General features: G+C 42.2%; 14 protein-coding genes. 10 read left to right on the forward strand and 4 right to left on the reverse strand.

All coding sequences use genetic code 11. The annotated features are described in order from the left end of the window. Positions 1-38 precede the first annotated feature (38 nt). Together RYO92_RS03995 and RYO92_RS04000 are read right to left on the reverse strand one after the other, a co-directional pair. Positions 39-1220 (reverse strand): M20 metallopeptidase family protein, encoded by a 1182-nt coding sequence (locus RYO92_RS03995; RefSeq protein WP_315369556.1) that lies wholly within the window; start codon positions 1218-1220, stop codon positions 39-41. A 17-nt stretch (positions 1221-1237) separates the two neighbouring features. Then, on the reverse strand, positions 1238-2539 hold the full coding sequence (locus tag RYO92_RS04000) for an ATP-binding protein (RefSeq protein WP_315369557.1): 1302 nt from the start codon (positions 2537-2539) through the stop codon (positions 1238-1240). A gap of 504 nt (positions 2540-3043) precedes the next feature. On the opposite strand from RYO92_RS04000, the gene RYO92_RS04005 reads away from it, so the two are divergent. Both RYO92_RS04005 and RYO92_RS04010 read left to right on the forward strand, forming a co-directional pair. After that, the gene (locus RYO92_RS04005) at positions 3044-4309 is read left to right on the forward strand and encodes a replication-associated recombination protein A (RefSeq protein WP_315369558.1); all 1266 of its coding nucleotides are present in this window, start codon (positions 3044-3046) and stop codon (positions 4307-4309) included. Between the two features lie 365 nt (positions 4310-4674). After that, positions 4675-5529 (forward strand): hypothetical protein, encoded by an 855-nt coding sequence (locus RYO92_RS04010; RefSeq protein WP_315369559.1) that lies wholly within the window; start codon positions 4675-4677, stop codon positions 5527-5529. Between the two features lie 139 nt (positions 5530-5668). On the opposite strand, the gene dtd is transcribed toward RYO92_RS04010, so the two are convergent. Both dtd and RYO92_RS04020 read right to left on the reverse strand, forming a co-directional pair. Further along, positions 5669-6112, reverse strand: a complete 444-nt coding sequence (gene dtd / locus RYO92_RS04015; protein WP_315369560.1) for a D-aminoacyl-tRNA deacylase — start codon at positions 6110-6112, stop codon at positions 5669-5671. Positions 6113-6131: 19 nt separating this feature from the next. Then, a complete protein-coding gene (locus tag RYO92_RS04020) occupies positions 6132-6308 on the reverse strand; it encodes a DUF4250 domain-containing protein (RefSeq protein ID WP_315369561.1) in 177 nt (58 codons plus the stop codon). 295 nt (positions 6309-6603) lie between these two features. Here RYO92_RS04020 and RYO92_RS04025 point away from each other — a divergent pair, with 295 nt between their 5' ends. From RYO92_RS04025 to brxC, 8 genes are all read left to right on the forward strand, one after another. Next, a complete protein-coding gene (locus RYO92_RS04025; RefSeq protein ID WP_315369562.1) occupies positions 6604-7875 on the forward strand; it encodes a hypothetical protein in 1272 nt (423 codons plus the stop codon). A gap of 14 nt (positions 7876-7889) precedes the next feature. Then, entirely contained in the window at positions 7890-8063 is a 174-nt protein-coding gene (locus RYO92_RS04030) for a hypothetical protein (RefSeq protein ID WP_315369563.1), read from the forward strand. A 92-nt stretch (positions 8064-8155) separates the two neighbouring features. After that, positions 8156-8845 carry a helix-turn-helix domain-containing protein gene (locus RYO92_RS04035; protein WP_315369564.1) on the forward strand — a complete coding sequence of 230 codons (690 nt, stop codon included), beginning with the start codon at positions 8156-8158 and terminating at the stop codon, positions 8843-8845. A 209-nt stretch (positions 8846-9054) separates the two neighbouring features. Then, positions 9055-10332 (forward strand): ATP-binding protein, encoded by a 1278-nt coding sequence (locus tag RYO92_RS04040; RefSeq protein WP_315369565.1) that lies wholly within the window; start codon positions 9055-9057, stop codon positions 10330-10332. Between the two features lie 115 nt (positions 10333-10447). Further along, positions 10448-10675, forward strand: coding sequence for a helix-turn-helix domain-containing protein (locus tag RYO92_RS04045; protein WP_314832993.1), 228 nt, complete (start codon positions 10448-10450; stop codon positions 10673-10675). After that, positions 10656-11264, forward strand: a complete 609-nt coding sequence (locus tag RYO92_RS04050) for a DUF1819 family protein (RefSeq protein ID WP_315369566.1) — start codon at positions 10656-10658, stop codon at positions 11262-11264. Before RYO92_RS04045 ends, RYO92_RS04050 begins: the two co-directional genes overlap by 20 nt. A 1-nt stretch (position 11265) precedes the next feature. Continuing rightward, positions 11266-11886, forward strand: coding sequence for a DUF1788 domain-containing protein (locus RYO92_RS04055; RefSeq protein ID WP_315369567.1), 621 nt, complete (start codon positions 11266-11268; stop codon positions 11884-11886). Between the two features lie 18 nt (positions 11887-11904). Next, positions 11905-12872, forward strand: a 968-nt coding sequence (brxC, locus tag RYO92_RS04060) for a BREX system P-loop protein BrxC (RefSeq protein WP_315369568.1), incomplete at its 3' end; no start/stop codon positions are given.

The following is a 12872-nucleotide window of genomic DNA, read 5'->3' on the forward strand; positions in this document are numbered from 1 at the left end:
ACAGAGCTAAAATTTATAAAATCAAAGATTTAAGGTGATTATTGTCCGTTTAGAAAACCTTCCGCCAGAGCCACGAAAGCGGCACTTCCCTTCCAAAGAACATCCTCATCCACGATAAACTTAGCGTGGTGGTGGGGGTAATCGGTTCCCTTTTCCGGATTGGAGGAGCTTAAAAACAAAAAGCATCCCGGAACTCTCTGCTGGTATAGGGCAAAGTCCTCCCCGATCATACTGGGCTTGTCTATGTGGGTCAGGAGCTTATCCTGAAAAACTTCTCTGAGGCAGCCCTGCGCCAATGCAGTCAGATCCGAATCATTGGTAACAGGCGGTGCACCAAAGTCCATGGTGAGGCTTACGTTTCCGCCAAAGGCCTTGGCAGTATTTTCTGAAACTTCCTTGATACGCTTTGCCAGTCTTTGCCGCACATCTTCCTGAAATGCCCGGGTGGTGCCTTCAATCCGTACAGTGGAGGGAATCGCATTGTAGAGCTCTCCTCCATGAATCAGGCCGATGGTGAGAATGGCAGGCTCCGTTCCGGCAATTTCTCTGGAGGGAATCGCCTGCAAAGCCAATACAATATGGGCGGCAATGTTGATGGGGTCAATGCCTTTCTCCGGAGTGGAGGCGTGACACCCCACACCCTGCACCTCCAGGATAAAACGATCATAGGACGCCATTACCGGACCGGGGACACAGACTATATTACCACTGGGAATATCCTTGCCTAAGATGCTTCCGATATGCATGCCGAAAATGGCATCTACCCCTTCTAAAGCGCCTTTTTCCAGCAAAACAGTAGCCCCCTTTGCCTGCTCCTCAGCGGTTTGAAAGAGAAAACGGATTTCTCCCCTCAGTTCCTCTCGATGGGGATAGAGAACCCGAATAGCGCCCAACAGCATGGCGGTGTGGGCATCATGGCCACAGGCATGCATACATCCCTTATGCTCGGAACAAAAGGGGAGCTCAGTATCTTCTGTTATGGGCAGGGCATCCATGTCCGCCCGAAGAGCCAGAACTTTTCCGGGCTGCTTTCCCTTTAAAGTGGCGATAATGCTGCTGTCCTTTTCAGAAAGCTGATAAGGAATGCCGATTTCTTCTAATTGATGAGTAACATACTCTCGAGTTTTTGGCAAATGAAAGCCAAGCTCCGGTATTTTATGCAAGTCCCTTCGCATGGCAATAATCTTTGCTTCTATACTTTTGCATTCTTCCCACCACATACATTTTCCTTTCCTTCTTATAAAAATATCGCCATATAGAGGGGCATAGATAGAACGCCTCCTTCTTCGCCAATGTTTCCGTCATGAAATTTATAAGCTCTGGAAACATGCTTCTGATTTATCAGCCAGTTTAAAGAATTTGCTCTACTCTGTCCGCTTTTGACCTCGATAGCCCAAATTTCTCCCTCTTTTTGTGTTAAAAAGTCAATTTCTTTTTTACTACTTTCGTTTTTGTAAAAATAAAGGGGGAGTTCTTTTTTGATGAGCATATCCGCTATTAGGCATTCATATAAGCCTCCTTTTGTATTGGCCAGGAGGGTATTTTCGATAATATGCTGTTTCAAACCGAAATCTTTCATGGCAATCAGTAAAGATAAATCTGTAGTGTAGGCTCTAAAAAAATCCTCTCTGGCATAGTCGGAGAGATCGTACTGCACGTCTGTCACTAATTTAGAAAGGGAGACCATATCTGCCGAAAAGAGCCAGTCGATGCTGGAATAAAATTTCTGTGCCCTTCCTCCTTTTTCCACTTCCTTGTATTGAAATTTATGATTTTCTTTGTCCAGAAGCTGCTTTCCTAAAGATAAAAAGCATTTTTCCGCTTTGACTTTTTCATCAGACCGAGCGTAGTGGGCAATATCATAACGATAGCCCATCAAAAGCTCTTTTTGTATTTGATCTGCGATTCGAAAATCCTGATGTTCCATAAAGTTTGCCAAGACTTCGGGCATTCCTCCCAGAGCGAGATATTCTCGTAAATAGGACATCATGGTATTATGAATAGCTTCGGCTACCGGTGTCTTCCTTATAAAGAGAGTTTTTAAATCAGAAATCAGATCTTCCTGAATACCCTTTGCCCATAAAAACTCTTCAAAGTCTAAGCCGAACATTCGCAAATACTCTACATATCCTACCGGATAGGAAGAGGCTCTTTGGTAATCTATGCCAAGGAGGGAACCGGAGGCGATAATATCGAACTGCCCATCCAAGGTCCAGAATTTTAAAGAAGTGATAGCTTCCGGACACTCCTGAATTTCGTCTAAGAAAATGAGGATTTCTCCCGGGATAAATTGTAAGTTGGGATAGCGAAAGCGCATGGCGGTAATCATGGAAGCAACAGTTAAATCTCCGGTGAAAATAGAGCGATCGGAGTTGCTTTCTTTGAAATTAATATACAGCATCTCTTTATATGCGGATTTCCCAAATGCTTGAACGGCATAGGTCTTTCCCACCTGTCTTGCCCCAAGAACCAATAAAGATTTTTTCTTTTCCTGTTTTTTCCAATTCCACAATTGACTCATCACTTTTCTCTTTAACATTCTTTGCTCCTCTTTTGCAAATATAGCCACATTTTGGAATGAAATTTCGTGAGGGAAATCTATGGCTGTTCTATAAAAAGCTTGAAATCTTCCCCAAATATTGTCGGATAGATATACTTTTATTCTAAAATGTTGATAGATGGATATTTTTACTTTCTAAAATGTTGATGGATGGACATTTTATCTTTCCGAAATGTTGATATATGGATATTTTAGCCTTCCAAAATGTTGATGTCAAATCAAAAATAGGACTTTGGGGCGACTTTAGGGCGATTTTATGGACGAAGCTTTCGATTAAGGGGGAGATTAACTATACAAGGACACCCAATCCGCAACAAATCAGCTTAGGAAGATAAGCTTGTGGAAGCAAGGGGAGCAAGCTACAATAAAGCCTAGAAGTACAAATTATAGCAGTATAGTAATCAATCACTTTGCTTCGCAAAGCAGTTTATTTCAACAGTATTGCATTTCAACAGTAATGCATCTCAATAAGAAAGGATAAGCATGGATATCTTTAGCTACCAGGCAGAGAAAAATAAAGAGAAAATGGCGCCCCTAGCCGCCAGAATGCGGCCAAGAAGCTTGGAGGAAGTGGTGGGGCAGGAGCATATTTTAGGAAAGGATAAGCTTTTATCCCGTCTGATTCGCTCAGATCAGCTGCATTCTCTTCTTTTTTTCGGACCTCCCGGAACGGGAAAGACTTCTTTGGCGAAGGTGATTGCCAACAGCAGCAAGGCGGATTTTATTTCCATCAACGCCACCACCGCCGGAAAGAAGGATATGGAAGATGCGGTGGCAAGAGCCAAGGAAAATATGGGGGGCTACGGCAGGAAAACCATTTTGTTCGTAGACGAGATTCATCGCTTTAATAAGGCCCAGCAGGATTATCTTCTGCCCCATGTGGAGGAGGGTACCATCATTTTGATCGGGGCAACTACGGAGAACCCCTACTTTGAGGTGAATACCGCCCTGCTTTCCCGTTCCCAACTTTTTGAATTACATTCCCTTAAGAAGGAAGATATTGTAAAGCTATTGCAAACGGCGGCGCAGGATAAGACTCGGGGAATGGGAAACTATAATGCGGTGCTGGAGGAAGAGGCTTGTACCTTTTTGGCAGAGCATGCCTTCGGAGATGCCAGAGTGGCCTTAAATGCTTTAGAGCTTGCGATTCTTAGTACCAATCCTTCTGCGACCGGGGAAATCCGCATCACCAAGGAGGTGGTGGCGGAGTGTATGCAGGAGAAGCTTCTTCGCTATGACGGGGAGTCGGAGCATTATGACACCATTTCCGCCTTTATCAAATCCATGCGAGGCTCGGATCCTCAGGCGGCGATATATTATCTTTCTAAAATGTTGCAATCCGGAGAGGATATTCGTTTTATTGCCAGACGAATCATGATTTGCGCATCGGAGGATGTGGGAAATGCGGATCCTCAGGCCTTGGTTTTGGCTACCAGCGCCAGCCTTGCGGTGGAGAGAATCGGCATGCCGGAGGCCCAAATCATTTTATCCCAAGCCTGTACCTATGTGGCTTCTGCCAAAAAGTCCAATGCCTGTGTAAAGGCCATTATGTCCGCAAACGAAGTGGTTCGGGAAAAAGGGAATTTGCCTATTCCTTCTTATTTAAGGGATGCCCACTACGCAGGGCATGAGCAGCTGGGACGGGGCATAGGTTATAAATATCCCCACGACTATCCGGGACATTATGTGGAACAACAGTATTTGCCTACAGAGATTAAGGATATGATTTTCTACGAGATGGAAGAATAGTCTTACATATAAGGAAGAAATCCGCATAAAGAAGAAATCTGCATAAGGAGTGAATCCGGAACAGATCTTCCTCCGTTAAGGAGAAGCGGATAGCCCTGCACGTCAGGAAGAGAATTGCACGGTTTCTAAAACCATTGTCACCAAAGAGGGTAGCTCTGCACGTCAGGAAGAGATAAGCTTTAGAAAAAATCATGAAAAAGATGTGGAATTCCCTGCATTTTCTTCGTATTCTTTAAGAAATAAGACAGAAAAAGGCAATACTATATTCCCATCTATCTGTTAGTATGAAAATGTTCCTTGAATCGGAACAGTAGACATTTCTGCATTTGACCGTAAAGAAGCGGAAATACAGTAGGAGGACAACTATGAAAAAAGCGATTTTGATTACCATGGCAGGACTTATGATTTTTGCAGCAGGCTGTGGAAAGAAGGCAAGCCAGGAATCAAAGGCGGCAGCAGAGGAGCCCAGCTCTGAAGCATTATCGGAGAATAGTCTTAGTGCCAAGATACAGAAGATTGAAGAAGGAAAGTTAACGGTAGAAACCGGAGAAGGAAAGGTTTACACCTTTGACAGCAAGGGCGCGAAACTGGATTCTACTTGGGATCTGATGGCAGGAGACGAGGTGGAGATCGGCTATGAGGGCACAGAGCCTCAGGACGGCATGACGATTAAAACGGTAAGCGTATCCGTTCCTTACGAGTTTACCACAGAGGACTTCAATGACGAGTCCAATCTCTACGGTGAAATCACCGCAGTGGACGACAAGAGCATTACCGTAAAGGAAATTCCCGACTTCCGTGAGGCGGCTACCCAGGGAGAGGATACAGAAGGCAAGAAGTACGGCGACACCTTCGTTTTCCAAAGACCGGCATTTGAGCTGGATCTTACAAAGGAAGGCTTGGGCGTTGGTAAGGAAATCAGCATTTATTATCTGGGAGATGTGAAGAACAATCCGTTGGCTTTCTATACTATTACCGAGGATGCGCTGGAAGAGGAAGAGGCCAACAACCTTCAGATTAAGGGAACCATCGAGAAGGTAGACGGGGACATCGTTACCTTAAAGTGCGATGACAGCCACAGCTTCCGTTTCACCACAGACGGTAATGCGGAGGTGAACAAGGCCGCTACGGAAAATGTTGGAAAGACCGTTGTGGTAACCTACAGCACCTCTCTTCGCGCCAGAGTTTCTGTAGCAGAGGGGATCAAGGCGGCAGAGTAAGGATTGGGGATTTGCTGAAAGGGTTTTATGAAAATGCTTAAAGCCCGGTCGCAAAAAAGATTGAAAAACAAAATTTAAACATGAAAATGAAAAAGGCAGCCGGAGGGAAGCAGAATTCTCTCCGGCTGCTTTTGCGTAGTTAAGCCTCACTATCATACATAATGGTAAATGGACCATCATTGATTAAAGCAACCTGCATATCCGCACCGAACTGCCCATGGGCAAGAGGCATTCCCTGCTCTTCCGCCTTTTTACAAAAATACTCATATAAGGCATTGGCATGGTCAGGTGCTCCCGCATTGATAAAGCTGGGACGGTTTCCCCGACGAGTATCCGCATAGAGGGTAAACTGGCTCACCACCAAAAGAGAGCCGGAAACGTCCCGAATGGAAAGATTGGTTTTTTCATTTTCATCCTCAAAAAGACGGGCATCCAAAACCTTTTTCAACATCTTATCCGCCACTTCTTCCGTATCGGTCTGGCTTACCCCAAGAAGAATCAAGTAGCCCTTCTCAATGGCTCCGATAACATTTCCCGAAACGGAAACGCTGGCTTCTTTCACTCTTTGTACTAAACAACGCATAAAACCTCCTTAGGCTATCTTAACGAAATTGCTTTTGACTTTCTTGATATTCAAAGCCCGCCGCCTCTAACTTTTGGCAAAGCTCTTCTTTATTCAACTGTAAATCCAAGCACAAATCTTCCAAACTATTGTATTCATCCCTTAATTTCAGATTGATGAAACTAAGCAAGATAAAAGGATCCTTGGGGATATCCATGACTGCTCCTTTCTTTTGAGAGGGAAAATACTTCCCTGATAAATGAAGACTATCATAGCATAAAAGGGAGGGAAGGGGAGCTAGGATTTTAAGGAAGGATTAGTTTATCAGATATATTTCATTGGAATATAAGTTCCAGCATATCGTGATATTTATACACATATAATTATAATTTTGACACTAAAAGATATATTATTTAATGATAAATAGACTATGTTGAATATTCTTGATAGAATAGAAGCAATTTAAACAGGGGAGAAGAAAATAGCATATTAAAAGATAATAGGGAGGACTTATGACAGATAGGGTAGAGCTAAGTATAGTGCTTGAGAGTAAAGAAAAGGGAACTCAATCTAGTGAGTTTAATAATCAGAGTAAAGAGACTAAGCAAGATGAACAGGATAAGGAGCAAGAGAAACAAAAAAATAGATTTTTTCAAATACTAGAAAAGAATCATGATCATTTAGAAGCAATGGGGGCATTAGTTACGATCATAAGTTTTTGTTTCACAGTTTTTGCCTTGGGGATGCAGTTTTCTAGAAGTGTACAAGCTTCAATCTTTTATGGTATAGAGGAGAATTATTTTTTTCAGGAATCCGTAGTAAGCATATTGTTTCATTCAGCAATGAATATATTGCTAATCCTAGGAGGAATATTTTTTCCTATTGTTTCACATTATATAAATAGATGGTACAAAGATTTCGCGAAAGTGGATTCTAAAGAGAAGGGATTACAGGTTTTACATAATTACTTTTTTCCGTTAATTATCTTTTTTTTCTTGTTTCTGATTTATCTTGTACTAGTACCTATATGTCTCAGCCCATCTGTAAAAAATCTTCTAGTTTCTAAAAACGAAGTGTTGAATGAGATATTATGGATAGTATCGATTGTATTATCTTATGTATTCATTGTGGGCTATTTTTGTACTTCGGCATCTGATGTTTATGATTTTTTTATATTAGTGACGACGGGGATAATTTTATGTATTATTTACCACAGTTTTAAAAACATGGATAATAAAAAGATCTATATGGCTTATTTTGTTTTTTCTGTATATTACCTTGTTTCACATTGGGGATTTAATAATATAAATAATTGCTTGTTTACCATATTCTCTATTTTTTTTTCAATTATAATCTTATTGCTTTTATTTATGCCACTTATTGAATTTATTGAATCTTTTGGGAACAATGCATACTCTAAAATAAAAGAATATGAAATTGTTCAATTAATTAGTGCTTCTAATTTAGAGAGAGTAAAAGAAAAAACAAAATCTGATAGTATAAATCAAACAGAACAGGGGGATGCGGAGTACAACCGTCTAAATGAGCAGAATAAGGATGAGTCCCCGTTTCAAGTAGTCATTTTACATCGTGGCTCACAAGTACTCCTAATGAATGGCAAAATAGATGGTAAAGAAACTATAAATCCACAAGAGGACATCACGTCATCTAGCAATCTGGAGATTGATACTAGTTCCTATGAATTTCAGGAAGCGAGCCAATATCGTTTTTATAGAAAAAAATTTAATAATGTAACGACAAATCCTCCCCCCAATAATGACTAATAAGGAGAATAAACATGCCCAATATAAATCCGGCTTCTGCTTCCGAAAATCATGCTTCTGAACAGCACAATCAAATACAAGCGAAACAAGAGCTGATGTCTATGATACTGGAAGGCAAACTATCCGGAGAAAGGGAAGGATGGCTTTCTTCGGAAGAAGCAAAGATAATTCTACGCAGAAAGAAATAAACTATCTAAATTCGTCATACCTAATTCTACAAAATCCATCTATGCTTTCCTCATAAGCAAAGTTAACTGATACAAGAAAATGAGGAAAGACCATGGGCGCAGGCAAGGGAAATGAGAACATTCCTTGGATTTATAGAGGCATAGATTTTCAGACTTTGGGAAAACAAATCAAAAAATATCGTGTGTTAAGAGGGCTTCGACAAAGCGATTTGGCGGAGCTCATTTTTAGTACGACAAACACTATTTCCAGAATCGAAATAGGCGGAATCGGATGCAGTCTGGAGAATCTCTTACGTATTGCCGATGCCCTGCAGGTTAGCCCGGATGCCCTGCTCTTTGGGAATTTCAATCCCATGTACAGTCGCTTTTATCCCTATTTTTGGGATATGAAGGAAGAGATTTTGCGGAAAATGGAGGAGAACCTTTCTGACATTTTCAAGGAAATATCTTCAAAGGAACAACTGACCTTTGTGGAAAGAGATTTTCAGAAATGGCTGAAAATGACGAAGCAGAGTCGGGAAGAAATGGAGGTACAGGCGAAGGAGCAGTCGGAAGAAGAGCTTCGCTATTCGGTGGAGGATTATTTATTTTCTGCTACAAAGGTAGCGGATCCGGAAGAAAAAGTGGTGGAAGAGAATCCCGAGGAAGAGAAAAAGACCAAGGCTCAGCTTCGGAAAGAGGAAAAGGCAAGACAGAGGGAAAGTGCAAGGAAGGAAAAGCAGCTTACCCAGGAAGAACAAAGGCAGAGAGTACGGAAAGAGGCAATGAGGAAAAAGAAGTAGTATAGGAAATCTATCGAGTTATGCGGTGTTGAACTGGAAGTTCAAAATCTCTCGAGTTGAAAAAGTAAAATCTTTCGAATTGAAAATCAAACATCTCTCGAGTTGAAAACACAAAATATATCGAATTGAAAATGCGAAATCTCTCGAATTGAAATTTACAAATCTCTCGAATTGAACTATAATCACAGGAAATATTGTGGGGGTAGGGCATGAGGAGAGACTTATATCAGGCAAGAATTATCGATGATTCTGTAGAGACTTATCTAAAGACCTTTGGTGCAGTTTGCATTGAAGGTCCAAAATGGTGCGGAAAAACCTGGACTTCCGCCTATCATAGTCGAAGTGAGTTTTACTTGGCAGACCCTACAGGGAATTTTCAAAATAGAAAGCTGGCGGAATTGGATCCGTCTCTTGTTTTAGAGGGAGAAGCTCCTCGTCTTTTGGACGAATGGCAGGAGGTTCCCTCCCTTTGGGATGCGGTTCGTTTTGCAGTGGATTTATCAAAGGAAAAGGGAAGGTTTATTCTAACCGGTTCTGCAACCCCGAATCAAAAGGGTATCCTGCATAGTGGGGCAGGACGAATTGCACGCCTGAGAATGCGACCAATGTCTTTATTTGAAAGCGGAAAGTCCAGCGGAAAAGTCTCCTTAAAGGGCATTTGCTCCGGAAGTCTGGAATCTCAACTTACAGGAGAGGTGCAGCTTAGTGATTTGATTGATTATATTATTCGTGGAGGTTGGCCGAATAACCAGGATTTGCCCTTGGAGCAAGCCGCATTACTACCGAAGGAGTATATTTCCGCCATTTTAAAGGATGATATAGAGCGAATAGATGGTATAAAAAGGGATCGACACAAGATGGAGCTGCTCCTTCGTTCTCTTGCCAGAAATGAAGCCACCACAGTGAGCAATAAGAAGCTGAAGGATGATATCAAAGACATTGACCATGAAGACATTGTGGTAGAGACTGTTGCAACCTATTTGGACATTTTAAACAGGCTCTTTCTGATTGATAATCAAAAGCCTTACGGTGCAGAATTACGTTCCACAATACGGGTAAAGCAGGCGGAAAAACGGCATTTGGCCGACCCTTCTTTGGCTTGCGCCTTACTCAATGCAAGTCCGGAAATGTTGAAAAATGATTTAAATACCTTGGGATTTTTGTTTGAGGCTCTTTGTGAGAGAGACTTGAAGATCTATGCCGAGTCCTTTGGCGCATCCCTATATCATTATCAGGATTATCGTAATCGGGAAATGGATGCGCTTATTGTTACGCCTGAGGGAGAATGGTGTGGAATTGAAATTAAGCTAGGAGCGAATCAAATCGACGAGGCTGCTCAAAATCTCTTGAAGATTAAAGAGGGAATTTTGGCGGAAAATAAGGGAAAAGAGCCTAAAAGTCTCTGTGTGGTTTGCGGCCTTAGCAATGCCGCATATCAAAGAGAAGATGGCGTATTTGTGGTGCCCCTAACAGCATTGGGAGTTTGATTGAAGTTTTTTCAGGAAGAACTTTGAATTGATTTTGTTCGTTTCTTAGAGTAGAATATAAATGAAAATTGTAACTTGCTGCGAGCGACTTTTGACATCGAAAAAGAGGTTCCGTATGGATTTCATGACAATTAAGCAGGCTTCTGAAAAATGGGGAATCTGCACAAGGAGAGTACAGACATTATGCACGGAAGGGCGAATTGATGGTGCCGAACGTTTAGGGCATCAGTGGATCATTCCTATTGATGCAGAAAAGCCGAAGGATGCCAGAATCAAAAGCGGCAGATACATTAAAGCAAAATCTGGAAATGGAGAGAACGAAGATGGAAAGAAAACCGTATAGTGCCGGAGCAGTGAAATTTTCGTTCTGGTTCATGGAATTTCGGAACACCGTGCAGCTTTTGAGCGAGAGTAAGAGCTTTGCAGACATTAAAAAGTTGAATGAAGAGACAAACATCTATGGCGCACCGACAAAACTACGAGCGCAGCAGATTTATTCTACTGTAACAGCTCGTATCAAGACATTAGATGAAAGCTTTTATCCAATCTTTTTGAGCAGTGATCTTGCCACACAGAAGTTATTTGTGCTGACTGCGGCTCTTTTGCATGACACGCTGTTCTTTGATTTTGTGTATGAAGTAGTGCGGGAAAAAATGATTCTTGGTTCCGATGAGCTGACGGATGCGGATATTCGGATATTCTTCAAAAATAAGCAGGAACAGAGTGAGAAAGTGGCTTCTTTTCAAGATTATACGCTGCGCCGTCTCGGGTCCTGCTATAAAACACAGCTTTATGAAGCAGGACTTTTAGAAAGCAACCGGGCAAACAGCACAAGAAAAATACTGAAGCCAATTCTTGATATTGCATTTGAACATTGGCTTTATGACCATGATCTTGGCATCATGGTAAAAACACTGACGGGGGTAAGATGAAATGGATAAGGTGAATTTCTCCGCAGGAGAAAGAGAGTGTGGCCTGGGTCATTTAAGCCAAAGATTGGATGAGATGGAGCTTGCAATCCATAAGCCGTCTTTCCGAAAAGGAACAGGCCGCGCAAATGAGGTCAACTATTGGGTGTTTGATTATCCACCGGAAAAGGAACTGGAAGTTCGGGAGCGTGTAAAGTATCTGAAAAATAAGAATGACCGGGACGATAATGATTTTGAGCTTGTGGTCTTTGATTTGTATGATATCGTCATTGACTTTTTGGAAAAGAAAAACTTTATGGAAAAGTGCTATGACTTTGAAAAAAAGCGAGGAATCGAGCGTATTGTCAAGGCAGTGACCAACTCCATGAAGGTGAATGACGATGACAGCCTGATTGTGCAATATATCAAAGAACATACTCCGGAGAATGCAGTCGTGTTCCTAACCGGTATCGGCAAGTGCTATCCGATTTTGCGCTCCCATAAGGTGCTTAACAACTTGCATCAGGCGTTTGTGCGCTGCCCGGTCGTGATGTTCTTTCCGGGAACCTACAATGAGCAGGAGCTGATTCTGTTCAATGAGATTAAAGACGACAACTATTACCGGGCATTCCGACTGGTAAAGTAATGGATGGAGGAAACAGTTATGCAGATCAAGGACATGTTCCGAAAGAAAATTGACCGTGAGATACAGGGCGTTATCATTGTCGGTCAGGGTGAAGAAACGAATGTGGCGCAGGAGCTGGAAGAGTATGTTGTGACCCGTGAGCTTCAGCGTCATTTTGCAGATTTCTTTGCAGCATATAAAAAAGGTATTCAGGGAACCACACCGAAAATGGGTGTCTGGATTTCCGGCTTCTTTGGAAGTGGTAAATCTCATTTTCTGAAAATTCTGTCCTATCTGCTTAAGAATAAACAGGTCGGAGACAAACATGCCATCGACTACTTTATCGAAGATCAGAAGATTACCAATCAGATGGTGCTGGCAGATATGCAGCTGGCAGCAAACACTCCATCGGACGTAATTCTTTTCAACATTGATTCCAAAAGCGATTCGAATGGCAAAGAAAATAAAGATGCCATTGTGAACGTTTTCCTGAAGGTTTTCAATGAGATGCAGGGCTTCTGCGGTTCCATGCCACATCTTGCTGACCTGGAGCGCAGACTTTCCGAGGAAGGTTGTTTTGAGGAGTTTAAGGAAAAGTTTGAAGAGGAATATGGTGATCCGTGGGAAAGCTCTCGTCAGGACTTCGATTTTATTCAGGATTCCGTTGTTGATGTCCTTTCTGACATGGATTTCATGAGTGAATCGGCTGCCCGCAACTGGTGCGAGAAAGCAACCGAGAGCTACCAGATCAGCATTGAGGATTTCGCCAAGCGCGTAAAGTCCTATATTGAAAAAAAAGGCAATAACCACCATGTGGTTTTCCTTGTGGATGAGATTGGACAGTACATTGGCGATGATTCCAAGCTGATGCTGAACCTTCAGACCGTGACGGAAGAACTGGGCAAGGAGTGCATGGGTAAGGCCTGGGTAATCGTAACAAGCCAGCAGGATATTGACTCCATTACCAAGGTGAAGGGTAACGACTTCTCCAAGATTCAGGGACGTTT

Source organism: Oribacterium sinus, from assembly GCF_963553175.1.
GTDB lineage: Bacteria > Bacillota > Clostridia > Lachnospirales > Lachnospiraceae > Oribacterium > Oribacterium sinus_B.